This window comes from Enterobacter cloacae complex sp. (assembly GCF_900322725.1).
Classification (GTDB): domain Bacteria; phylum Pseudomonadota; class Gammaproteobacteria; order Enterobacterales; family Enterobacteriaceae; genus Enterobacter; species Enterobacter quasihormaechei.
Map to the genome: position 1 here is coordinate 2048501 of NZ_LT991957.1, position 24185 is coordinate 2072685.

The 24185-nt window shown below is 53.6% G+C and carries 19 protein-coding genes, 1 tRNA gene, 3 rRNA genes and 1 pseudogene; 8 read left to right on the forward strand and 16 right to left on the reverse strand.

Annotated features, from left to right (window positions below; genetic code table 11):
• The first annotated feature begins 10 nt into the window (after positions 1–10).
• Positions 11–1423, forward strand: a complete 1413-nt coding sequence (gene glnG / locus DBR02_RS10255) for a nitrogen regulation protein NR(I) (RefSeq protein WP_063449670.1) — start codon at positions 11–13, stop codon at positions 1421–1423.
• Positions 1424–1532: 109 nt separating this feature from the next.
• Entirely contained in the window at positions 1533–1643 is a 111-nt protein-coding gene (locus tag DBR02_RS10260) for a YshB family small membrane protein (protein ID WP_017382667.1), read from the forward strand.
• A 100-nt stretch (positions 1644–1743) separates the two neighbouring features.
• Here DBR02_RS10260 and hemN read toward each other — a convergent pair whose 3' ends face one another.
• The 3 genes and pseudogenes from hemN to DBR02_RS27145 all read right to left on the reverse strand — a co-directional run.
• The gene (hemN, locus tag DBR02_RS10265; protein ID WP_063865412.1) at positions 1744–3117 is read right to left on the reverse strand and encodes an oxygen-independent coproporphyrinogen III oxidase; all 1374 of its coding nucleotides are present in this window, start codon (positions 3115–3117) and stop codon (positions 1744–1746) included.
• Positions 3118–3305: 188 nt separating this feature from the next.
• On the reverse strand, positions 3306–3821 hold the full coding sequence (gene yihI, locus DBR02_RS10270) for a Der GTPase-activating protein YihI (protein WP_006808729.1): 516 nt from the start codon (positions 3819–3821) through the stop codon (positions 3306–3308).
• A 194-nt stretch (positions 3822–4015) separates the two neighbouring features.
• Positions 4016–4102 (reverse strand): annotated as a pseudogene (locus tag DBR02_RS27145) (hypothetical protein); the annotation flags it as partial.
• A gap of 299 nt (positions 4103–4401) precedes the next feature.
• Here DBR02_RS27145 and yihA point away from each other — a divergent pair.
• A complete protein-coding gene (yihA, locus tag DBR02_RS10280; RefSeq protein ID WP_003861913.1) occupies positions 4402–5031 on the forward strand; it encodes a ribosome biogenesis GTP-binding protein YihA/YsxC in 630 nt (209 codons plus the stop codon).
• 98 nt (positions 5032–5129) lie between these two features.
• Here the strand turns inward: yihA and DBR02_RS27245 are convergent, their stop codons facing one another.
• The gene (locus DBR02_RS27245; protein ID WP_071892919.1) at positions 5130–5177 is read right to left on the reverse strand and encodes a spot 42 RNA, inhibition of DNA synthesis; all 48 of its coding nucleotides are present in this window, start codon (positions 5175–5177) and stop codon (positions 5130–5132) included.
• Positions 5178–5343: 166 nt separating this feature from the next.
• Positions 5344–8136, reverse strand: coding sequence for a DNA polymerase I (polA, locus tag DBR02_RS10285; protein WP_107534273.1), 2793 nt, complete (start codon positions 8134–8136; stop codon positions 5344–5346).
• 439 nt (positions 8137–8575) lie between these two features.
• On the opposite strand from polA, the gene DBR02_RS10290 reads away from it, so the two are divergent.
• Positions 8576–9484: an acyltransferase gene (locus DBR02_RS10290; protein ID WP_064910942.1), complete on the forward strand. Its 909-nt coding sequence runs from the start codon at positions 8576–8578 to the stop codon at positions 9482–9484.
• 22 nt (positions 9485–9506) lie between these two features.
• On the opposite strand, the gene dsbA is transcribed toward DBR02_RS10290, so the two are convergent.
• The 3 genes from dsbA to DBR02_RS10305 form a co-directional block, all read right to left on the reverse strand.
• Positions 9507–10130 (reverse strand): thiol:disulfide interchange protein DsbA, encoded by a 624-nt coding sequence (gene dsbA / locus DBR02_RS10295; RefSeq protein ID WP_063449666.1) that lies wholly within the window; start codon positions 10128–10130, stop codon positions 9507–9509.
• Positions 10131–10157: 27 nt separating this feature from the next.
• Positions 10158–11144, reverse strand: coding sequence for a serine/threonine protein kinase (locus DBR02_RS10300; protein WP_107534275.1), 987 nt, complete (start codon positions 11142–11144; stop codon positions 10158–10160).
• 75 nt (positions 11145–11219) lie between these two features.
• Positions 11220–11489 (reverse strand): YihD family protein, encoded by a 270-nt coding sequence (locus tag DBR02_RS10305; RefSeq protein WP_003861904.1) that lies wholly within the window; start codon positions 11487–11489, stop codon positions 11220–11222.
• 68 nt (positions 11490–11557) lie between these two features.
• Here DBR02_RS10305 and mobA point away from each other — a divergent pair, with 68 nt between their 5' ends.
• Complete coding sequence (gene mobA, locus DBR02_RS10310; protein ID WP_107534277.1) at positions 11558–12142, forward strand: molybdenum cofactor guanylyltransferase MobA; 585 nt, start codon at positions 11558–11560, stop codon at positions 12140–12142.
• A complete protein-coding gene (mobB, locus tag DBR02_RS10315; RefSeq protein ID WP_107534279.1) occupies positions 12139–12642 on the forward strand; it encodes a molybdopterin-guanine dinucleotide biosynthesis protein MobB in 504 nt (167 codons plus the stop codon). Before mobA ends, mobB begins: the two co-directional genes overlap by 4 nt.
• Before the next feature lie 99 nt (positions 12643–12741).
• Here mobB and rrf read toward each other — a convergent pair.
• The 4 genes from rrf to DBR02_RS10335 form a co-directional block, all read right to left on the reverse strand.
• Positions 12742–12857, reverse strand: a 5S ribosomal RNA gene (gene rrf, locus DBR02_RS10320).
• A 64-nt stretch (positions 12858–12921) separates the two neighbouring features.
• Positions 12922–15825 (reverse strand): 23S ribosomal RNA (locus tag DBR02_RS10325).
• A 182-nt stretch (positions 15826–16007) separates the two neighbouring features.
• Positions 16008–16083, reverse strand: a tRNA-Glu gene (locus DBR02_RS10330).
• 84 nt (positions 16084–16167) lie between these two features.
• Positions 16168–17709 (reverse strand): 16S ribosomal RNA (locus tag DBR02_RS10335).
• Together the 16S, 23S and 5S rRNA genes with 1 tRNA gene alongside form the textbook arrangement of a ribosomal RNA operon.
• A gap of 455 nt (positions 17710–18164) precedes the next feature.
• On the opposite strand from DBR02_RS10335, the gene DBR02_RS10340 reads away from it, so the two are divergent.
• Positions 18165–18872, forward strand: coding sequence for a FadR/GntR family transcriptional regulator (locus tag DBR02_RS10340; RefSeq protein ID WP_064910073.1), 708 nt, complete (start codon positions 18165–18167; stop codon positions 18870–18872).
• On the forward strand, positions 18869–20302 hold the full coding sequence (gene mdtD, locus DBR02_RS10345) for a multidrug transporter subunit MdtD (RefSeq protein ID WP_063452027.1): 1434 nt from the start codon (positions 18869–18871) through the stop codon (positions 20300–20302). Before DBR02_RS10340 ends, mdtD begins: the two co-directional genes overlap by 4 nt.
• On the opposite strand, the gene rbsR is transcribed toward mdtD, so the two are convergent.
• From rbsR to rbsC, 4 genes are all read right to left on the reverse strand, one after another.
• On the reverse strand, positions 20268–21260 hold the full coding sequence (rbsR, locus tag DBR02_RS10350) for a ribose operon transcriptional repressor RbsR (RefSeq protein ID WP_107534281.1): 993 nt from the start codon (positions 21258–21260) through the stop codon (positions 20268–20270). The two genes, mdtD and rbsR, sit on opposite strands and share 35 nt — an antisense overlap.
• A gap of 3 nt (positions 21261–21263) precedes the next feature.
• Entirely contained in the window at positions 21264–22193 is a 930-nt protein-coding gene (gene rbsK / locus DBR02_RS10355; protein ID WP_107534283.1) for a ribokinase, read from the reverse strand.
• A 108-nt stretch (positions 22194–22301) separates the two neighbouring features.
• A complete protein-coding gene (gene rbsB, locus DBR02_RS10360) occupies positions 22302–23192 on the reverse strand; it encodes a ribose ABC transporter substrate-binding protein RbsB (RefSeq protein ID WP_003862397.1) in 891 nt (296 codons plus the stop codon).
• Between the two features lie 27 nt (positions 23193–23219).
• A complete protein-coding gene (rbsC, locus tag DBR02_RS10365; protein ID WP_107534285.1) occupies positions 23220–24185 on the reverse strand; it encodes a ribose ABC transporter permease in 966 nt (321 codons plus the stop codon).

Below are 24185 nucleotides of genomic sequence, written 5' to 3' on the forward strand. Positions count from 1 at the left end.
GGTGACGTTTATGCAACGAGGGATAGTCTGGGTAGTCGATGACGATAGCTCCATCCGTTGGGTGCTTGAACGCGCGCTCACGGGAGCGGGATTAAGCTGCACGACGTTTGAGAGCGGCAGCGAGGTGCTCGATGCGCTTACCACCAAAACGCCGGACGTGCTGCTCTCGGATATTCGCATGCCGGGAATGGACGGACTGGCGCTATTAAAGCAGATCAAACAGCGCCACCCTATGCTTCCGGTCATCATAATGACCGCCCACTCCGACCTGGATGCCGCCGTCAGCGCATACCAGCAGGGGGCGTTTGATTACCTGCCAAAACCGTTTGATATCGACGAAGCCGTTGCTCTGGTCGAACGCGCCATCAGCCACTATCAGGAGCAACAGCAGCCCCGCCACGCGCCGGATTTCGGGCCTACGACGGACATCATCGGTGAAGCGCCGGCCATGCAGGACGTGTTCCGCATCATCGGGCGTTTGTCCCGGTCGTCCATCAGCGTATTGATTAACGGTGAATCGGGCACCGGTAAAGAGCTGGTCGCGCACGCCCTGCATCGCCACAGCCCGCGGGCGAAAGCACCCTTTATCGCCCTCAACATGGCGGCGATCCCCAAGGATTTGATTGAATCTGAACTGTTTGGCCACGAAAAAGGGGCGTTTACCGGCGCGAACACCATTCGTCAGGGACGCTTTGAACAGGCTGACGGTGGAACGCTTTTCCTGGATGAAATCGGCGATATGCCGCTGGATGTACAGACCCGTCTGCTGCGCGTACTGGCAGATGGTCAGTTTTACCGCGTGGGCGGATATGCGCCGGTGAAGGTGGACGTGCGTATTATCGCCGCGACGCACCAGAACCTGGAGCTGCGCGTGCAGGAGGGCAAGTTCCGTGAGGATTTATTCCATCGCCTGAACGTGATCCGCGTGCACCTGCCGCCGCTGCGCGAGCGTCGGGAAGATATCCCGCGCCTGGCGCGTCATTTCCTGCAAGTGGCGGCCCGCGAGCTGGGCGTGGAAGCCAAGCAGCTTCACCCCGAAACGGATGCCGCCCTCACCCGTCTGGCGTGGCCGGGCAACGTGCGTCAGCTGGAAAACACCTGCCGCTGGCTGACCGTGATGGCCGCCGGACAGGAGGTGTTGATTCAGGATCTCCCTGCCGAACTGTTTGAAGCCACCGTGCCCGAAAGCAGCACCGGACATGCGCTGCCGGACAGCTGGGCGACGCTGCTGGCGCAGTGGGCCGATCGCGCGCTGCGTTCCGGTCATCAAAATCTGCTCTCCGAAGCGCAGCCTGAAATGGAGCGCACGCTGTTGACTACCGCGCTTCGTCATACTCAGGGCCACAAACAGGAAGCGGCTCGCCTGCTGGGATGGGGTCGGAATACCCTGACGCGCAAGCTGAAAGAGCTGGGAATGGAGTGATCTCTACCGCAGTGTAAAGATGATTAATTGAGCGCAAATTGCCGTTATTTTGCGCTTTACTGTTCCGATGAGTTTTGTATGATCGTGCCCGAAAATTGGGGGGAGCATCATGCTGGAATCATTAGTGACTTTGCTTTCGAGCGGAGCAGCGGAAAGCCATACGCCACAAACTGCCGTTGCAGCGGTGCTGTGTGCGGCGCTGGTTGGGCTGTTTAGCTAGCGAGCTGTTGAGGAAAAGCCGGGTGGCGGCTTTGCCTTACCCGGCCTACATAAGTGCGAGATGTAGGCCGGGTAAGCGAAGCGCCACCCGGCATTGCAGCTCAAATCACCCGCGAGAACTGCTGCATACGCGCTTTCTGGCGCAGATAGGCGTCGAAGCACATGCAGATATTACGAATCAACAGACGCCCTTTCGGCGTGACCTCAATCGCGCTCTCCGACACATCCACCAGCCCGTCTTTCGCCAGCGGCGCCAGAAGCTTCAGGTCTTCGGCAAAGTAATCGCTGAAGTGCAGATCCCATTGCGACGCCACCTCGCTGAAATCGAGGCGGAAGTTGCAGATCAGCGCCTTAATCACATCACGACGGATGCAGTCGTCGCGCGTTAACGCGATGCCGCGCCACAGCGCGTTGCCGGTTTCGTCTACCTGCTGATAGTACAGCTTCAGCTCTTTCTGGTTCTGGGCGTAGCAGTCGCCAATCATGCTAATGGCGGAGACGCCCATTCCGAGCAGATCGGTATCGCCCTGAGTGGTGTATCCCTGGAAGTTACGGTGGAGAACACCTTCGCGCTGGGCAATCGCCAGCTCGTCGTCCGGACGGGCAAAGTGATCCATACCGATAAACTGATAGCCGGTTTCGGTCAGCGAGGCGATGGTCTCCTGCAAAATGTCCAGCTTCTGCTGGGCGGAAGGCAGATCCGCATCTTTGATTTTGCGCTGAGCGGCGAATAACGTCGGCAGGTGCGCATAGTTAAAGACGCTCAGGCGGTCCGGGTTGAGCTCAGCCACGCGTTTAAGCGTGAAGGCAAAGCTTTCCGGCGTCTGCTTCGGCAGGCCGTATATCAGGTCGATGTTCGTTGAGGTAAAGCCGATTTCACGCGCATGGTTGAGTAAGGCAAAGATAAACGCTTCGTCCTGCTCGCGGTTGACCAGGCGCTGTACTTCTTTGTTGAAGTCCTGCACGCCCATGCTCAGGCGGTTGAAGCCCTCGGCGCGTAAATGATCGAGCACATCCAGCTCGATTTCACGCGGATCGACCTCGATCGAGATTTCAGCGTCGTTGATGAAGCTGAAGTTCTCGCGCAGCAGCGTCATCAGGCGGCTAATTTGCGCTTTATTCAGGTAGGTTGGCGTACCGCCGCCCCAGTGAAGCTGGCTGACGTGGCGCCCGGAAAACAGCGGTGCGCGGTGCAGGATTTCCTGCTCTAGCGCATCGAGGTATTGGTCTGCTTTGTGCTGCTGGCGGGTAACGATTTTATTGCAGCCGCAGAAGTAGCAGAGCTTGTGGCAGAACGGAATATGGACGTAGAGCGACAGCGGGCGCTCGGGGTAGCGAGCGACAGCCTGCTGAAAATCCGCCTCGCCGAAAGCGTCAGAGAACTCCAGCGCGGTGGGGTATGAAGTATAACGCGGCCCGGAATAGTTATATTTCTGGATCAGGGCCAAATCCCAGTCGATAGATGGTACAGACATGCTCACTCCTTCCGTTGGTGTCGCGTTCGTATACGGCGGCCCGTTCTGGTCCCGTTGCGGGCCATCATTCGGGTGCGCAGCCACTTCTGTCGCCGCGACAACCGCCGTAGTTTAACGAATAACCACACCAGATAACATATAACCGGAAGGGTTATAAGCAGGACGAGTGTACCTGCCGGGTGCAAATGTTAGTTTCCACCTTTCAGCAAACGCATCATATCTTCCTGCTTTTCGTCTTCCTCTTCGTCTTCTTCATCATCGTAGGACAGACCCAGCTTTTGCATCAGTTCATCAATGCGGTCCAGTTTGGCGTCCACCCAGGACTGCTCTTCGGCGGTCAGGGTTTCACCCTCTTCAAGACGTTCCAGCAGCGCGTCCAGGCGCTCATCGTTCTCCAGCATATCCAGCTCAGCCTGCGGTGAAAGCATAGGTTTCTCGCTCTTTGGTTTGTGCTGCTTAGTGACCGGCGTGTCTGTCACGCCCAGTGGAATGGGAGTTTTACTGCCGATACGAGGATCTTTCTGCTGTTTGCCTTTTGCAGAAGCGCCTGCGGCACCGCCACCGTTAGCACGGCTACCCGAAGCATGGCCACGGTGTTTTTTATCGCGTTTGCGATCGCGCGCTTCCTGATTCAGTTCTTCGCGCGTTTTGCGTCGTGCTTTTGCAGGGCGTTTCGCGCCCGCAGCGGAGGTCGGTTTTTTCATGATGTTTTATCTTTAAGTCGTTTTCTTCAGTATAGAATTGCGGCGAAATCTAGCAGAAAGCAAGAAAAGAAAAAAGGCGACAGAGCAATCTGTCGCCTTTTTTCCTGACTCACAACCCTTAACGGGTCAGACATTCCGTGTTTGCCTACAACAAACCCTGTTTATCCCTTAGCTACTACCGTCCGTGATACGGTTCCGTTTCCTGTTAAAAACGCCTCCAGGCGCCGGTCGTCCTGACAATCCTGAGTCTTCGCCTCCTGGCGCTCCTGACCCTTATCCTTAAGTCGTTATCCTGCTGGCATCCTCGCCTTGACGCACACTTTACCTTGTTCTCTTAAACTAACAAGCAACGAAAAGGTACTAAACCGGATTTTCAGATAATTACTCATTATTAACTCTTTGAATATTAATGTTTTGATTCTTTTAGCGCCTGCGATTTCTCTTAAATTTCTCATACGCATAAAGGCAGATCTCTCACACGCCGCAGGGTCTTTACTTACAGCTCAATGACGATGGGAAAAGCCTTTTGCCCGCATTCAGGTATAATCCCCCGCAGATTACGATTTTTGGAGACGACCACGTGACTACCTGGAACTACCAACAGACGCATTTTGTCACCAGTGCGCCCGATATTCGCCACCTGCCCTCAGACACAGGGATTGAAGTGGCATTTGCTGGCCGCTCCAATGCGGGAAAATCCAGCGCCCTGAATACGCTGACCAATCAGAAAAACCTGGCGCGTACCTCAAAAACACCTGGCCGTACTCAGCTGATTAACCTGTTTGAAGTGGCTGAAGGCAAACGCCTGGTCGACTTACCGGGCTACGGTTACGCGCAGGTACCGGAAGAGATGAAGATCAAATGGCAGCGTGCGCTGGGTGAATACCTGGAAAAACGCATGTGTCTGAAAGGTCTGGTGGTGCTGATGGATATTCGACACCCGCTAAAAGATCTCGACCAGCAGATGATTGACTGGGCGGTGGCAAGCGATATTGCGGTGCTGGTGCTGCTGACAAAAGCGGATAAGCTGGCGAGCGGCGCGCGCAAGGCGCAGGTGAACAAGGTTCGTGAGGCGGTGCTGGCATTCAACGGTGATGTGCAGGTTGAACCGTTCTCCTCGCTGAAAAAGCAGGGCGTGGACAAACTGCGGCAGAAGCTCGACAGCTGGTTTAACGACCTGGAACCGGCGACAGAAGCGGAAGCAGAGTAACAACAGGCGCGGCGATGACCGCGTTTTTTTTCGCCCGAAACTTTCCTTGCCGCAATAAAAAACGCCCCAGTCATTACTGACTGGGGCGGCTAAAATATTCAGCCAAATCCGATTACGTGAAGTAAAAGGTCTGAAAGATAGAACATCTTACCTCTGTACCCTACATCGCTAACTCTACTCTTTTTTTATCGCTGGAAAAAGCACTTTTTGTAGTTTTTTTTCATTCTTTACATAGGGAATTCTAATGATCGTCACAAAATGCGCGTTCTTATGTTGCTTACTTACATAAAACGCGCGTTGTTCCGTGAACCTTTAGTGAGCCTGATCCCAGTTTTCGCCGCTGCCTACTTCCACCAGCAACGGAACATCCAGCTTCATGCTGTTTTCCATCAGTTCATGGATTTTCTGTGAGACCGTATCCAGGTCGTCTTTATGAACTTCAAATACCAGTTCATCGTGTACCTGCATGATCATTTTTACGCGCGGTTTCTCTTTTTCCAGCCAGGCATCAACGGCGATCATCGCACGTTTAATGATGTCTGCGGCCGTGCCCTGCATCGGGGCGTTGATCGCAGCACGTTCAGCACCCGCGCGGCGCGCGGCGTTGCTTGATTTGATGTCCGGAAGGTAGAGACGACGACCGTCCAGCGTTTCAACGTAGCCTTTCTCTTTCGCCTGCGCGCGGGTGCGCTCCATATATTCCAGCACGCCCGGATACCGCTCGAAGTAGAGATCCATATACTTCTGCGACTCTTTACGCGGAATGTTGAGCTGACGCGAAAGGCCAAAGGCGCTCATGCCGTAAATCAGACCAAAGTTGATCGCTTTTGCGCTACGACGCTGTTCGTTCGTCACGCTCTCCAGCGGCAGCCCAAACACTTCGGCAGCGGTTGCCCGGTGGATGTCTTTCCCTTCGGCAAACGCCGTCAGCAGGCCTTTGTCACGCGACAGGTGCGCCATAATACGCAGTTCGATTTGCGAGTAGTCTGCGGAAACAATCAGATAATCCTCTGGCGCAATGAAAGCCTGGCGAATACGGCGGCCCTCTTCATTACGCACCGGAATGTTCTGGAGGTTAGGATCGGTTGATGAAAGGCGCCCGGTCGCCGCCACGGCCTGATGATAAGAGGTGTGTACGCGGCCCGTTTTCGGATTGATCATCAGCGGCAGTTTGTCGGTATAGGTCGATTTCAGCTTCGCCAGACCACGGTATTGCAGAATAACTTTTGGCAGCGGATAGTCCAGCGCCAGCTCTTCCAGCACCTCTTCAGAGGTTGAAGGAGCGCCACCCGGGGTTTTCTTCAGCGGCTTAATACCCTGTTTTTCAAACAGGATGGTTTGCAGCTGTTTCGGGGACGACAGGTTGAACGCCTCGCCCGCCAGCTCATGCGCTTTCTGTTCCAGCTCGGTCAGTCGCTGCGCCAGCTCGCCAGAGTGGTTATGCAACACAGTTGGGTCGATTTTAACGCCGTTACGCTCAATGCGGGACAGCACCGGCACCAGCGGCATCTCAATGTTCTGAAACACATTCAGCGGCCCTTCGTGCTTCTGCAATTTTGGCCACATTTTAAGGTGCAGCTGTAGCGTGACGTCAGCGTCTTCCGCGGCGTAGCGGCCAGCTTCTTCCAGCGCAATCTGGTTAAAGGTCAGCTGATTTTTACCCTTACCGGCAATTTCTTCAAAAGTGATGGTTTTGTGCTTCAGCCAACGGTCAGATAAGGAGTCCATATCGTGGCGGCCCGCCACGCTGTCCAGAATGTAGGATTCCAGCATCGTGTCAAAAGCGATACCACGCAGCTCAATGCCGTAGTTTTGCAGAATACCGCGGTCGTACTTCAGGTTTTGCCCCACCTTCAGCGCGTTCTCGTCTTCCAGAATCGGCTTCAGCAGTTCTAAGGCACGCTCGCGGGAGATTTGCTCCGGCGCATCCAGATAGTCATGCGCTACCGGAACATAGGCTGCAATACCCGGCTCCGTTGCGAAGGACAGGCCCACCATATTGGCAGAAATGTTATCGAGGCTGTCCGTTTCGGTATCGAAAGCAAACACGGGTGCTTTTTTCAGCTTTTCAATCCAGGCGACGAGCTGTGATTCCTCAAGGAGGGTTTCATAGTTGTCGAAGGAGAGCGCTGCCGCCTCTTCTTCTTCCTGCTCTTCAGCATCAACGACGAGGGTCTCTTTCGGCTTCGCCGCAGGTTTTGCCCCTTTCGCCTGAAGCCATTTCCCGGCTTCGACATCCGTGATCCAGCGTTTGAATTCGTATTTTCTGAACAGGCCAAGCAGTTCGTCTGCGGCGGGTTCCTGCACTTCAAGCTGCTCGCAGGTAAGCTCCAGCTCTACGTCGGTTTTGATGGTGGCCAGCTGATAGGAGAGATAAGCCACCTCTTTGTTATCGGCGAGCTTTCCGGCCATGGTTTTGGCGCCACGGAAGGTAAGCCCGGCAATTTTGTCGGACTCTGCGTACAGCGTATCCAGCCCACCCAGCCCTTGCAGCAACGCCTGAGCCGTTTTTTCGCCCACGCCCGGCACGCCAGGAATGTTATCTGAGGAATCCCCCATCAGGGCGAGGAAATCAATAATGAGTTCTGGCGGCACGCCATATTTGGCGACAACTTCTTCCGGGCCAAGAATGGTATTGGTCATAGTGTTGATCAGCGTGATCCCCGGCGTTACCAACTGCGCCATATCTTTATCACCGGTGCTGATCAGGACCGGGCGGCCGGCTTTTTCCGCTTCGCGCGCCAGAGTACCTATTACGTCATCAGCTTCAACACCTGAGACCGCCAGTAATGGCAGCCCCATCGCTTTCACCATAGCGTGCAGCGGTTCAATCTGCGCACGCAGATCGTCAGGCATGGGAGGACGGTGAGATTTGTAATGCTCAAATAATTCATCGCGGAAGGTTTTACCCTTCGCATCAAACACCACGGCCGCATGCGTTGGGTGATATTGCAGAATGAGGCTGCGCAGCATATTCAGCACGCCGTACATTGCGCCGGTAGGTTCCCCTGCGCTGTTGGTCAGAGGAGGAAACGCATGATACGCCCGATACAGGTAAGAAGAGCCATCGACGAGTATAAGTGGGTTTTCTGGGATCTGAACCATAATGTCCGTGCCTGTTATGAATTTATGGGTAAAGGATGCCACAGAAGGATGAAAACATCAGGTTTTAGCGCTTTATACAGAAAAAGATTTTGCGATCGTGAAGATCGCTCGCAAAATCAAACTGTGGATAAGTTTGTGCATATTTTTAATACAGGTGAATAACAGTTCAATAAAGCTGATGAGGCAAACTTATTTATTCAAGAAAAACAATTGGTTGGATTGAGATCGCTTAAGATCCCTTCCCACTGGTGGTTATTTAGTCTATGTGGATATAAGCCTTAAGCACCGTGTCTATATAGAAAATTTTGCTGCATGACAGGAAAAGCAGCAGCCTCTTCGTGTGAAAGCGCCCTGGTCTGGGCGTATTTCTGATAAGATCGGCGCCCAGCACCGGATAGCCGGCTGCTAAATTACAGCTAACTATCTGAAAATATTCATTATGTCGAGACTACTCGCTGCGATAACATTATTGCTAAGCGTCATTTTAACTATTCTGGTTACCATCGCCTGTTCTGTGCCAATCATCGTTGCCGGAATAATTAAGCTCCTGCTGCCCGTCCCTCCGGTATGGCGCGCAGTGTCTGCTTTTTGTAATTTTATGATGTACTGCTGGTGTGAAGGGCTGGCGATCCTGTTGTGTCTGAACCCCTGGCTGAAGTGGGATGTTCAGGGCCTGGAGAAGCTGAACAAAAAGCACTGGTATCTGCTGATCTGCAATCACCACAGCTGGGCCGATATCGTTGTATTGTGTGTGCTGTTTCGCAAACACATTCCGATGAATAAGTACTTCCTGAAGCAGCAGCTGGCCTGGGTGCCCTTCATTGGTTTGGCCTGCTGGGCGCTGGATATGCCGTTTATGAAACGCTATTCACGCAGCTATTTAATTCGTCATCCGGAACGCCGCGGTAAGGATGTGGAAACCACACGCCGTTCTTGCGAGAAGTTTCGCGCGCATCCCACCACCATCGTTAACTTCGTCGAAGGGTCACGCTTTACCGAAGAGAAGCGACAGCAGACGCGCTCTCCCTATCAAAATCTATTGCCGCCAAAGGCCGCGGGTATCGCGATGGCGCTCAACGTGCTGGGTGAGCAGTTTGATAAGTTGCTGAACGTAACGCTCTGCTATCCGGAAAACGACAGGACGCCGTTCTACGATATGCTCAGCGGCAGGCTGACACGTATCGTAGTCCGCGTTGATCTGGTGCCCGTAGATGCGGCGCTGCACGGTGATTACGTAAACGATAAGAACTTCAAACGTCGTTTCCAGCTTTGGCTTAATACACTCTGGAAAGAGAAAGACGAACAGATAGCGAAGATTAAATCTTCATACAAAAACGCCGGTCAATGACCGGCGTTTTTCTTTATGTTTGTTACTTTTTCTCAACCAGGTGTTTCACGGTATCAGCGTACTGTTGTACGAAGATATCCATGCTGGTCGTGTCCATACCACGCATATTCACCTGGTATTTGCCGTTAACATACATCGCCGGCACGCCCTGCAACTGGAAGTCCGCGGCAGCTTTTTCCTGCTGTGCCACGAGAGATTTCACTACAAAGCTGTTCCAGGCTGCATCGTAGTCTTCACCTTTCACGCCGGCATCCACGAACACTTTACGGATATCTGCCGTGGTCTGTACGGTCTGGGTTTTCTGTACCGCTTCAAACATAGGCGCGGTGATCTTATCTTCCACACCCAGCGCGATCGCTACCGCCCACGCCTGCGTCAGGTCTTTACCCAATGGGCCAAGAAACTCAACGTGGTATTTCGTCATTTTGGTGCCTTCCGGCAGCTTTTTCTTCACATTGTCAGAAACATGAAGCACCTGCTCAAACTCGTAGCAGTGGGGGCAGTAGAAGGAGAAGAACTCCAGCACCTGAGGCTCGCCAGCAACAGGCTTGTCCAGCGTAATGTACTGCTTGCCATCGGTAAACTGCGCAGCAGTTGCGCTAAATGCCAGAATCATACCAGCCAGCGCCAGCCAAATTTTTTTCATGATTAACTCTCTCCTGAGTGTGTCCAATTAATACATCGGCGTTAATTGCAAAGGGGGTTCCTGAAGAACCTTAACCTGCTCGGTAAATGTGGATATCTGGCTGCGCCAGTAATCCTCCCCGGTAAGCCAGGGGAAATTTCGGGGAAAAGCCGGGTCTTCCCAACGCCTGATTAACCACGCGAGATAATAAACAAATCGCATCGCACGTAAAGGCTCTATCAAGGCAATTTCGTCTGAATTAAAGGGGCTAAATTCTTCATAAGCTTCAATTATGGTCTCAAGCTGCATGCGCTGCTCGGCTTTATCACCGTTGAGCAGCATCCACAGATCCTGAACCGCAGGCCCCATACGTGCGTCATCGAGATCGACAAACAGGGGGCCATCACGCCAGAGAATATTCCCGGCGTGGCAATCACCGTGCAGGCGCAGAGCGGTAATATCATCCCGCCAGCAGGTTTTTACCGCATCAATAAGCTTATCGGTCGCCGTAAGAAATTTATCCTTAAGCGCCTTCGGGATCAGCGCCGATGTTTCGAATACCTGTCGCGGCTCAATAAGGTATTCCTGAACACCAATCGTCGGACGGGCAACAAACGGTTTTTTGCGTCCCGTCTGATGAATGCGCCCCAGATAGCGGGCGACCCATTCCATCTGATCGATATTATCCGCCTCAAACTGTCTTCCGCCCAGGCTCGGAAATATCGCGTAGTAAAAGCCCTGATGGCTCAGCAGCGTTTGGTTATTGAATTTGATCGGTGCCGCAACGGGAACATCGTCAGCCAGCAGATCGTGGGCAAACTGATGCTCTTCCTGAATTTGTTCTGCGGACCAGCGCTGCGGACGGTAGAACTTTACGACAAAGCGCTGGCGCTCTTCGTCCTGGAATTGATAGACGCGGTTTTCGTAGCTGTTTAAAGGGGTTAACCCGGAATCCACCCGAATACCCTGCTCGAACAGTGCATCCACAATGGTATCCGGGTGTAAAGTCTGGAAAGTAAAAGCCTGGTCGTTCATCCGATCATCCGGAAATTATACGAATGATTCAGGATATCATCTTGTGGCGATTTCGGTGGCTCCGCTTACAAGCTTTTACTCTTTAATTACGCCTCGGGCGCGCAGTAATGCGGTTTTAAAATCCTCTTCATAATCTTTCTGAATGCCAGGGATTACAGCATCTTTAGCCGAGTCACGCATTTTGAGGTGGTAGATCAGGATGTCGTCAGAAAGGTCTGCCAGTTCACCATCAAAACCTGACTCTTTCGCCAGTTTCTGTAAAAATTGCATCAGATTCAGCTCTGGCTCTTTTTGCCAGGCCGGCTGGAGAAGCTCAATGACTTCATTAAGACGTTTACATTTCATGGTAGTGCTCCTTTCATTTAGAGAGACACGTTAGCAGGGTCAATCCCACAATAAAAGAGGCGATATTCGTGAATCAATGCCAGCAAATCATCGGGGTCGTTCTGGCCGGGGGCCGGGCAACGCGAATGGGCGGAAAAGATAAGGGTCTTCAGCTCCTGAACAATACCCCCTTGTGGCAGCATGTTGCTGATACGCTGGCAAATCAGGTGTCGTCGATGGCGATCAGCGCTAACCGGCATATCGATATTTATCAGCGCAGTGGATATCCGGTTTATCAGGATAACCTGGTGGACTACCCCGGCCCGCTGGCGGGAATGCTTTCCGTTATGCAGCAGTCACGCGGAGAGTGGTTTCTCTTTTGTTCATGTGATACGCCCTTCATCCCGCCCTGTCTGGCTGAACGTCTGGTGCAGCGGCGCGATGGTGCTCCCGTCGTCTGGGTGCACGACGGTGAACGCGACCATCCAACGATCGCATTGATTCATCGCGCGTTAATCCCCACGCTGGAGGCTTATCTGGCTTCAGGAGAGCGACGCGTAATGGTATTTATGCGCCAGTCAGGGGGGCACGCCGTTGATTTTAGCGACATGAAATCGGCGTTTGTTAATGTAAACACGACGGAAGATTTGCAGATGATGCAGGAGAAGAAATGATACCCGTTTTAGCGATCTCTGCCTGGAGCGGCACCGGGAAAACTACGCTGCTAAAAAAACTGATACCTGCACTTTGCGCTAAAGGCATTCGTCCCGGACTGATTAAGCACACGCACCATAACATGGACGTCGATAAGCCGGGGAAAGATAGCTATGAACTGCGTAAGGCTGGCGCTGCGCAAACGATGGTGGCGAGTCACCAGCGCTGGGCGTTGATGACAGAAACCCCGGATGAAGCAACGCTGGATCTCGCTTATCTTGTCAGCCGAATGGATCACTCCACGCTGGATCTGGTGCTGGTTGAGGGGTTCAAGCATGAGGCTGTTGCGAAGATCTTGCTGTTCAGAAGCGATGCGGGGCATAACGTAAGTGAGTTAACGCTGGATGAGCATGTTATTGCCGTAGCCAGTGATGTTGCGTTGTCGCTGGACGTACCGGTTCTGGATTTGAATAACGTGGATGTGATTGCAGAGTTTATTGTGGAGTGGTGTGCAGTCTGAGATCTGCCAGGTGACGGCTTCGCCTTACCTGGCCTACATTTTTTCGACGTAGAAACGCAAAAAGGCCATCCTTGCGGATGGCCTCTTCACTTGTTTGATGCCTGGCAGTTCCCTACTCTCACATGGGGAGACCCCACACTACCATCGGCGCTACGGCGTTTCACTTCTGAGTTCGGCATGGGGTCAGGTGGGACCACCGCGCTAAAGCCGCCAGGCAAATTCTGTTATCTGTATCAGGCTGAAAATCGTGTCTCTTCGCCAAAACATCTTCGGCGTTGTAAGGTTAAGCCTCACGGTTCATTAGTATCGGTTAGCTCAACGCATCGCTGCGCTTACACACCCGACCTATCAACGTCGTCGTCTTCAACGTTCCTTCAGGAGACTTAAAGTCTCAGGGAGAACTCATCTCGGGGCAAGTTTCGTGCTTAGATGCTTTCAGCACTTATCTCTTCCGCATTTAGCTACCGGGCAGTGCCATTGGCATGACAACCCGAACACCAGTGATGCGTCCACTCCGGTCCTCTCGTACTAGGAGCAGCCCCCCTCAATTCTCCAGCGCCCACGGCAGATAGGGACCGAACTGTCTCACGACGTTCTAAACCCAGCTCGCGTACCACTTTAAATGGCGAACAGCCATACCCTTGGGACCTACTTCAGCCCCAGGATGTGATGAGCCGACATCGAGGTGCCAAACACCGCCGTCGATATGAACTCTTGGGCGGTATCAGCCTGTTATCCCCGGAGTACCTTTTATCCGTTGAGCGATGGCCCTTCCATTCAGAACCACCGGATCACTATGACCTGCTTTCGCACCTGCTCGCGCCGTCACGCTCGCAGTCAAGCTGGCTTATGCCATTGCACTAACCTCCTGATGTCCGACCAGGATTAGCCAACCTTCGTGCTCCTCCGTTACTCTTTGGGAGGAGACCGCCCCAGTCAAACTACCCACCAGACACTGTCCGCAACCCGGATTACGGGTCTACGTTAGAACACCAGCCATTAAAGGGTGGTATTTCAAGGTTGGCTCCACGCAGACTGGCGTCCACGCTTCAAAGCCTCCCACCTATCCTACACATCAAGGACCAGTGTTCAGTGTCAAGCTATAGTAAAGGTTCACGGGGTCTTTCCGTCTTGCCGCGGGTACACTGCATCTTCACAGCGAGTTCAATTTCACTGAGTCTCGGGTGGAGACAGCCTGGCCATCATTACGCCATTCGTGCAGGTCGGAACTTACCCGACAAGGAATTTCGCTACCTTAGGACCGTTATAGTTACGGCCGCCGTTTACCGGGGCTTCGATCAAGAGCTTCGCGTTGCCGCTAACCCCATCAATTAACCTTCCGGCACCGGGCAGGCGTCACACCGTATACGTCCACTTTCGTGTTTGCACAGTGCTGTGTTTTTAATAAACAGTTGCAGCCAGCTGGTATCTTCGACTGATTTCAGCTCCGTCCGCAGGGACTTCACCTACATATCAGCGTGCCTTCTCCCGAAGTTACGGCACCATTTTGCCTAGTTCCTTCACCCGAGTTCTCTCAAGCGCCTTGGTATTCTCTACCTGACCACCTGTGTCGGTTTGGGGTACGATTTCGTGTTACCTGATGCTTAGAGGCTTTTCCTGGAAGCAGGGCATTTATCACTTCAGCACCGTAGTGCCTCGTCATCACACCTCAGCGTTAAAAGGTACCGGATTTACCTGGAACCTCCGCCTACATGCTTAAACCGGGACAACCGTCGCCCGGCTGACATAGCCTTCTCCGTCCCCCCTTCGCAGTAACACCAAGTACAGGAATATTAACCTGTTTCCCATCGACTACGCCTTTCGGCCTCGCCTTAGGGGTCGACTCACCCTGCCCCGATTAACGTTGGACAGGAACCCTTGGTCTTCCGGCGAGCGGGCTTTTCACCCGCTTTATCGTTACTTATGTCAGCATTCGCACTTCTGATACCTCCAGCAACCCTCACAGGCCACCTTCAACGGCTTACAGAACGCTCCCCTACCCAACAACACATAGTGTCGCTGCCGCAGCTTCGGTGCATGGTTTAGCCCCGTTACATCTTCCGCGCAGGCCGACTCGACCAGTGAGCTATTACGCTTTCTTTAAATGATGGCTGCTTCTAAGCCAACATCCTGGCTGTCTGTGCCTTCCCACATCGTTTCCCACTTAACCATGACTTTGGGACCTTAGCTGGCGGTCTGGGTTGTTTCCCTCTTCACGACGGACGTTAGCACCCGCCGTGTGTCTCCCGTGATAACATTCTTCGGTATTCGTAGTTTGCATCGGGTTGGTAAGCCGGGATGGCCCCCTAGCCGAAACAGTGCTCTACCCCCGAAGATGAATTCACGAGGCGCTACCTAAATAGCTTTCGGGGAGAACCAGCTATCTCCCGGTTTGATTGGCCTTTCACCCCCAGCCACAGGTCATCCGCTAATTTTTCAACATTAGTCGGTTCGGTCCTCCAGTTAGTGTTACCCAACCTTCAACCTGCCCATGGCTAGATCACCGGGTTTCGGGTCTATACCCTGCAACTTAACGCCCAGTTAAGACTCGGTTTCCCTTCGGCTCCCCTATACGGTTAACCTTGCTACAGAATATAAGTCGCTGACCCATTATACAAAAGGTACGCAGTCACCCCATAAAGAGGCTCCCACTGCTTGTACGTACACGGTTTCAGGTTCTTTTTCACTCCCCTCGCCGGGGTTCTTTTCGCCTTTCCCTCACGGTACTGGTTCACTATCGGTCAGTCAGGAGTATTTAGCCTTGGAGGATGGTCCCCCCATATTCAGACAGGATACCACGTGTCCCGCCCTACTCTTCGAGTTCACAACAAGTGTGTTTTCGTGTACGGGACTATCACCCTGTACCGTCGGACTTTCCAGACCGTTCCACTAACACACAAGCTGATTCAGACTCCGGGCTGCTCCCCGTTCGCTCGCCGCTACTGGGGGAATCTCGGTTGATTTCTTTTCCTCGGGGTACTTAGATGTTTCAGTTCCCCCGGTTCGCCTCGTTAACCTATGTATTCAGTTAACGATAGTGCAACGGATTGCACTGGGTTTCCCCATTCGGACATCGACGGGTCAAAGGTTCATATCACCTCGCCGTCGCTTTTCGCAGATTAGCACGTCCTTCATCGCCTCTGACTGCCAGGGCATCCACCGTGTACGCTTAGTCGCTTAACCTCACAACCCGAAGATGTTTCACTTCTGATTGCGAAAATTTGAGAGACTCGGACACACATGAGCTGTGTGTCGTTTCAATTTTCAGCTTGATCCAGATTTTTAAAGAGCAAATATCTCAAACATGACTCGTAAGTCAGTTTTGAGATATGACGGCAGGTGACTTTCACTCACGAACCAGCAAGTGGCGTCCCCTAGGGGATTCGAACCCCTGTTACCGCCGTGAAAGGGCGGTGTCCTGGGCCTCTAGACGAAGGGGACGTACAGTCTCAATCGCAAGACGCCTTGCTATTTACTTTTCATCAGACAATCTGTGTGAGCACTACAAAGGCAGGTTCTTTAAGGTAAGGAGGTGATCCAACCGCAGGTTCCCCTACGGTTACCTTGTTACGACTTCACCCCAGTCATGAATCACAAAGTGGTAAGCGCCCTCCCGAAGGTTAAGCTACCTACTTCTTTTGCAACCCACTCCCATGGTGTGACGGGCGGTGTGTACAAGGCCCGGGAACGTATTCACCGTGGCATTCTGATCCACGATTACTAGCGATTCCGACTTCATGGAGTCGAGTTGCAGACTCCAATCCGGACTACGACGCACTTTATGAGGTCCGCTTGCTCTCGCGAGGTCGCTTCTCTTTGTATGCGCCATTGTAGCACGTGTGTAGCCCTACTCGTAAGGGCCATGATGACTTGACGTCATCCCCACCTTCCTCCAGTTTATCACTGGCAGTCTCCTTTGAGTTCCCGGCCTAACCGCTGGCAACAAAGGATAAGGGTTGCGCTCGTTGCGGGACTTAACCCAACATTTCACAACACGAGCTGACGACAGCCATGCAGCACCTGTCTCAGAGTTCCCGAAGGCACCAAAGCATCTCTGCTAAGTTCTCTGGATGTCAAGAGTAGGTAAGGTTCTTCGCGTTGCATCGAATTAAACCACATGCTCCACCGCTTGTGCGGGCCCCCGTCAATTCATTTGAGTTTTAACCTTGCGGCCGTACTCCCCAGGCGGTCGACTTAACGCGTTAGCTCCGGAAGCCACGCCTCAAGGGCACAACCTCCAAGTCGACATCGTTTACGGCGTGGACTACCAGGGTATCTAATCCTGTTTGCTCCCCACGCTTTCGCACCTGAGCGTCAGTCTTTGTCCAGGGGGCCGCCTTCGCCACCGGTATTCCTCCAGATCTCTACGCATTTCACCGCTACACCTGGAATTCTACCCCCCTCTACAAGACTCTAGCCTGCCAGTTTCGAATGCAGTTCCCAGGTTGAGCCCGGGGATTTCACATCCGACTTGACAGACCGCCTGCGTGCGCTTTACGCCCAGTAATTCCGATTAACGCTTGCACCCTCCGTATTACCGCGGCTGCTGGCACGGAGTTAGCCGGTGCTTCTTCTGCGGGTAACGTCAATTGCTGAGGTTATTAACCTCAACACCTTCCTCCCCGCTGAAAGTACTTTACAACCCGAAGGCCTTCTTCATACACGCGGCATGGCTGCATCAGGCTTGCGCCCATTGTGCAATATTCCCCACTGCTGCCTCCCGTAGGAGTCTGGACCGTGTCTCAGTTCCAGTGTGGCTGGTCATCCTCTCAGACCAGCTAGGGATCGTCGCCTAGGTGAGCCGTTACCCCACCTACTAGCTAATCCCATCTGGGCACATCCGATGGCAAGAGGCCCGAAGGTCCCCCTCTTTGGTCTTGCGACGTTATGCGGTATTAGCTACCGTTTCCAGTAGTTATCCCCCTCCATCAGGCAGTTTCCCAGACATTACTCACCCGTCCGCCACTCGTCAGCAAAGCAGCAAGCTGCTTCCTGTTACCGTTCGACTTGCATGTGTTAGGCCTGCCGCCAGCGTTCAATCTGAGCCATGATCAAACTCTTCAATTTAAAAGTTTGATGCTCAATGAATTAAACTTCGTAATGAATTACGTGTTCACTCGTTGAGACTTGGTATTCATTTATCGTCTTGCGACGTTAAGAATCCATGTCACTTTGAGTGCCCACACAGATTGTCTGATAAATTGTTAAAGAGCAGTGCCGCTACGTTTTCGCTGCGGCGCGGGGTGTGCATATTACGCTTTCCCGCTTCAGAGTCAAGCGTTTATTTTGCTTTTCTCTGCTGACCCGGCGGCTTGCGTGCCGTTGTTCCGTGTCAGTGGAGGCGCATTATAGGGAGTTCTTCTCAAGTGACAAGAGGAAATTAAAAAAAAGTTTCTGACCGTGTTTTTTTTCACCAAAAGCGATGAGATCAAGCTACAAATTGTTCTATTTGATGTATCTGCAACCACAATCACACCTGAGATGGCATAATTAGCCGCATCAATATTTAAGGAATAAAAGCGATGCCATTAAGCGCACAACAGTTGGCAGCTCAAAAAAACCTGTCGTACGTGCTGGCAGAAAAGCTGGCCCAGCTGATCTTAGCGGGTAAATATGCCCCAGGAAGCATCCTGCCCAGCGAGATGGAACTGGGGGATCGGTTTGGCGTAAGCCGTACCGCCGTTCGCGAAGCGGTAAAAACATTAACGGCGAAAGGAATGGTGCTTCCACGCCCGCGCATTGGCACCCGCGTTATGCCTCAGGGGAACTGGAACTTTCTCGATCAGGAATTACTCACCTGGTGGATGACCGAAGATAACTTTAATCAGGTCGTTGATCACTTTCTGGTCATGCGCAGCAGTCTTGAGCCTCAGGCCTGCCTGCTTGCCGCCACGCTCGGCACGGCAGAACAAAAAGCGCAGCTCAATACATTAATGGAAGAGATGGTGTTTCTGAAAAAGCACTTTAACCGCGAACGCTGGATAGAGGTCGATATGGCCTGGCACGAACATATCTATAATATGAGCGGAAATCCTTTCCTGACCTCCTTTGCTTCTTTATTCCATTCTGTGTACCACACTTACTTTACCTCTATCACACAAGATGAGGTGGTGAAGCTGGATCTGCATCAGGCGATAGTCGATGCCATTCAGGAGAGCGACGGGCAGCGAGCCCTGAGTGCGTGCCAGGCGTTGCTGGCCGCGCCAACCCACCAGCAGGTAAATAAATGACTGAGAAAAAAGCACGCAGTATGGCCGGATTGCCGTGGATTGCAGCCATGGCGTTCTTTATGCAGGCACTGGATGCCACTATCCTCAATACCGCCCTTCCCGCCATAGCCCAAAGCCTTAACCGCTCCCCGCTGGCGATGCAATCTGCCATCATCAGCTATACCCTGACGGTGGCGATGCTTATTCCGGTCAGCGGCTGGCTGGCCGATCGTTTCGGCACGCGTAAAGTGTTCATGCTGGCGGTGACGCTGTTCACCCTCGGTTCTCTGGCGTGCGCCCTTTCCACTTCTCTGACGGAACTGGTTATCTTCCGCGTCCTACAGGGAATAGGCGGCGCGATGATGATGCCCGTCGCGCGTCTGGCGCTCTTGCGCGCCTATCCGCGCAGCGAACTGCTCCCGGTGCTCAACTTTGTGACCATGCCGGGGCTGGTCGGGCCGATACTTGGCCCGGTACTCGGCGGGGTACTGGTGACCTGGGCAAGCTGGCACTGGATCTTCCTGATTAACATTCCGATTGGTGTGGCAGGGCTGATTTACGCCCGCAAATATATGCCAAACTTCACCACGCCACGGCGCAGCTTCGATATGGGTGGCTTCTTCCTGTTTGGCCTGAGCCTGGTCCTGTTCTCCAGCGGGATGGAGCTGTTTGGCGAGAAAATCGTAGCGACGTGGCTGGCGCTGGCCGTCATCCTCAGCGGTATTCTGCTGTTCCTTCTTTATATACGCCATGCGCGTCGCCACCCGACGCCGCTTATCTCTTTATCTCTCTTTAACACCCGAACGTTCTCCGTCGGGATCGCGGGCAATATAGCATCACGTCTCGGCACGGGCTGTGTGCCTTTCCTGATGCCGCTGATGCTTCAGGTCGGTTTTGGCTATCCGGCGCTGATTGCCGGCTGCATGATGGCCCCCACGGCGATGGGCTCGATTCTTGCAAAATCAACGGTCACGCAGGTGCTGCGCTGGTTTGGCTATCGTAAGACGCTGGTTGGCGTGACGGTATTTATCGGATTGATGATTGCGCAGTTCTCCCTTCAATCTGCGGCGTTACCGATATGGATGCTGATCCTGCCGCTGTTTGTGCTGGGGATGGCTATGTCAACGCAGTTCACGTCGATGAACACGATTACGCTTGCGGATCTCACCGATGAGAACGCCAGCAGCGGCAACAGCGTACTGGCGGTGACCCAACAGCTGTCGATCAGCCTCGGCGTAGCCGTGAGCGCGGCGGTGCTGCGGTTTTATGAAGGGTTTGACGGTACGAATACCGTTGAGCAGTTCCACTATACCTTTATCACCATGGGCGCACTTACCGTGGTATCGGCGGTGGTCTTTATGTTGTTAAAGCCGAAAGACGGCCGGAACCTGATTAAAGAGCGTCACAAAGAAAAGGCTAAACCGAACCGCGTTCCATCAGAACAGGAGTAAGCTGCAAACGTTGCTGTTGCAGCGTGGGCTGCGCCATACGGTGGATCAACACGTCTATGGCCAGCTCACCCAGTTCATCCTTCGGCTGATGGATTGTGGTCAGCGGCGGCGTCATGTAGCGCGCCAGTTCGATATCATCGTAGCCCACGATCGCCATATCGTCCGGAACACGTAACCCCGCCTGATACAGCGCCTGGTAAGCTCCGAATGCCATCGCATCGTTACCAATAAACACGGCCTGCGGGCGCGGCTCTTGCGCCAGCAGTTTCTGCATTGCTTCAAATCCACCGTTAAATTCGAAATCGCCGGTGATGCGATAGCCATCAGGAATGGCAAGCCCTGCCCGCTCCATTGCTGAAAGATAACCTTCCAGACGCAGGCGCGCCGGGGTTTTATCCAGCGGGCCGGTAATACAGGCAATGCGGGTATGGCCTTTATCAATCAGGTACTGCGTCGCCATATCGCCGCCCAGCAGCGAGTTATCCTGAATCAGATCGCTGGTTCCGTCGAACGGCGCCCAGTCCATCATTACCGTGGGAATAGAAGGGTAGCGCTGAATAATCTCTTTTGAGGGCTGATGCGTTTCGGTACAGAGCAGCAGCAATCCGTCGACGCGTTTTTGCATGAGCGTCTCCAGGTTACGGTTCATGCGCTGCTCGTCCCCTTCGGTATTGCACAGCACCAGGCTATAGCCGCGCTCGAAGCAGCTGCGCTCCACGCCGCGCACCAGTTCAGAATAGAAAGGATTGGTACTGGCAGTGATCAGCATGCCGATGGTGCGCGTCTGGTTAAGCTTCAGGCTGCGCGCCAGCGCGGACGGCGCATAGTTGAGCTCTTTAATTGCAGCGTCAACTTTCTCCCGAATCGCCTCGCTGACGAAGCGATCGTTATTGATAACGTGGGAGACGGTCGAGGTAGAAACGCCCGCCATACGGGCGACATCTTTCATTGTGGCCAAGCATTACCCCTGCTGACTTAAGAATTCATCAATCTCTTTACGCCATGGAACAGAAGGCTGAGCGCCTTTACGCGTCACTGCAATCGCGGCGGCGGCATGCGCAAAGCGGATCGCGTCATCCATTGCTTTTCCTTCCAGCAATGCCGTTACCAGCGCACCGTTGAAGGTATCTCCAGCGGCGATGGTATCAATGGCTTTGACCTTAAAGCCCGGTACGCGACGGCCTTCGCCATTGACGCTAGCCCACACCCCACGGCTGCCGAGGGTGATTATCACGGTTCCAATGCCTTTTCCGTGCAGCGCACGCGCTGCACGCGCTGCATCGTCATCATTTTCGACACGGATACCCGTCAGCTTTTCCGCTTCGGTTTCGTTCGGGGTGATGATATCCACCAGCGCCAGCAGTTCGTCTGATAATACACGGGCAGGCGCAGGGTTAAGTACGACAGTGGTATGATTTTCATGCGCAATTTTCGCGGCGGCCAGCACGCTTTCAACCGGAGACTCCAGCTGCATCAGCAGGGCTTCCGCTCCGGCGATGATCCCACGCTGCGCTTCGACGCGCTCAGTCGTTAACGCGGCGTTAGCCCCCGCATGAATACCGATGACATTCTCACCTTCCGCATTGACGAAGATCAGCGCCACGCCAGTAGATTCTCCTTCAACAACGCTGACGGGTGCAGTATCGATGTTGTCGCTTGCCAGCTGTTTACGTACGCGCTCGCCGGTATCGTCATCACCCGTACAGGCGATAAACGCGATATTCGCCCCGCTGCGCCCGGCAGCAACCGCCTGGTTTGCGCCCTTACCGCCGAACGCGACCTGATACTGATTGCCGGTGACGGTTTCGCCCGGCGTGGGGAACGTTTCAAGGTTAAGAATGTGATCGGCATTGATACTGCCAAGGACGACGAGGTTGCCTGCGGTTTTCATGTATTGAGGTGTCCATCTGAGAGCGCCACCGGTATTACCCGGTGGCGTATGCCACACTTTTCTTTTATTTGGTGTCCCTCAGGCAGCCAGCGACTGCCTGAATCGCCTTTACTGCTTAATGACCAGCTTCAGGTCAACAGGGTATTTGGCCTGAACTTTTTCGCCCTTCAGCACTTTATCGGCAGTTTGCACGCCAGTCGCGCCAATCTGCTCAGGCAGCTGAGCGATGGTCGCAGCCAGTTTGCCATCATTTACTGCTTTTTCACCATCCGGCGTGCCGTCAAATCCGACAACCATCACATCTGATTTACCCGCAGTCTGGAGCGCACGCAGCGCACCGAGCGCCATTTCGTCGTTCTGTGCAAATACCGCCTGCACATCAGGATGCGCGGTCAGCAGGTTCTGCATAACGTTCAGACCCTTAGTACGGTCGAAGTCTGCCGGCTGGCTCGCCAGTACGTTAAATTTATGCGCCGCGACAGCCTGCTGGAAGCCTTCACCACGTTCACGGGCCGCGGAAGTACCGGCGATACCCTGCAACTCGATCACTTTCGCGCCTTCACCGGCTTTCTTCGCGATGTAGTCACCGGCAATTTTTCCGCCCAGTACGTTATCAGACGCAATGTGGCTGACCACGTCGCCTTTCGTCGCCTGACGGTCCAGGGTGATCACCGGGATCTTCGCCTGGTTTGCCATCTTCACGGCGTTACCGACCGCGTCGGAATCCGTTGGGTTGATCAGCAGAATTTTCGTACCGCGTACGGTTAAGTCCTGAACGTTAGCCAGCTCTTTCGCCGGGTTGTTCTGTGAATCCAGCACCACCAGGTTGTAGCCCAGTTTGTCTGCTTCTTTCTGCGCACCGTCCTTCAGAGAGACGAAGAACGGATTGTTCAGGGTAGAGACAACCAGCGCGATGGTATCTTTCGCCATGGCGTTAGCACTTACGGTTGCGCTCAGCGCGACAGCAGAAACCAGGGTAGCCAGTTTTTTCATGTTCATATCTAAGATGTCCTGTAGTGTCGTCAGTTACTGTTTTTTGTTGTCTACCAGTACCGCCAGCAAAATCACCACTGCCTTAACGATCATCTGGTAATAGGAGGAAACACCTAACAAATTCAAACCATTATTCAGGAAACCGAGGATCAGTGCGCCGATCAATGTCCCAATAATGCGACCTTTACCGCCCGCAAGGCTCGTACCGCCCAGAACCACCGCCGCGATGGCATCCAGCTCGTACCCCGTTCCCGCTGTTGGCTGTGCGGAAGAGAGGCGCGCCACTTCGATGATGCCCGCCAGAGAGGCCAGCAGGCCGCACAGGGAGTAAACGATAATTTTGACTTTATTGACGCTGATGCCGGACAGACGCGTGGCCGCTTCATTACCGCCCAGCGCATAGATATACCGGCCCAGGCGGGTATGGTGCAGCATGTACCACGCCGCCAGGAAAACGATAGCCATGATCCAGACCGGCGTCGGGATGCCCAGCGGGCGTCCAATACCGAACCAGCCAAACAGATCGGCGTTATCCGTAAACCCGGTATTCACCGGGCTACCGTTGGTGTACACCATGGTCACGCCGCGCAGCAGCAACATCATCACCAGCGTGGCGATAAACGCCTGAACGCGGCCTTTTGCCACAATCACACCGGTGACGGCGCCAATCGCCGCGCCTGCCGCCAGGGCAGCGGCAACGGCCACCAGCGCGTTAACTTCAATGCCGACAATCGACGCGGCAATCGCACCGGTGAGCGCCAGCAGGGAACCGACGGACAGATCGATACCCGAGGTCAGAATCACCAGCGTCATCCCCACCGCCATAATGGCGTTGACGGAAGTCTGCTGAAGAATATTGAACAGGTTATTGACGGTAAAAAAGTTCGGGCTCATGGTCGAGACAATCGCGATCAGCACCAGCAGGGCAATCAGCGATTTTTGTTCCATCAGCCATGCCTTTGTGAAATAGCGGCGACCAGAAACAGCCTGGGTAGTCAT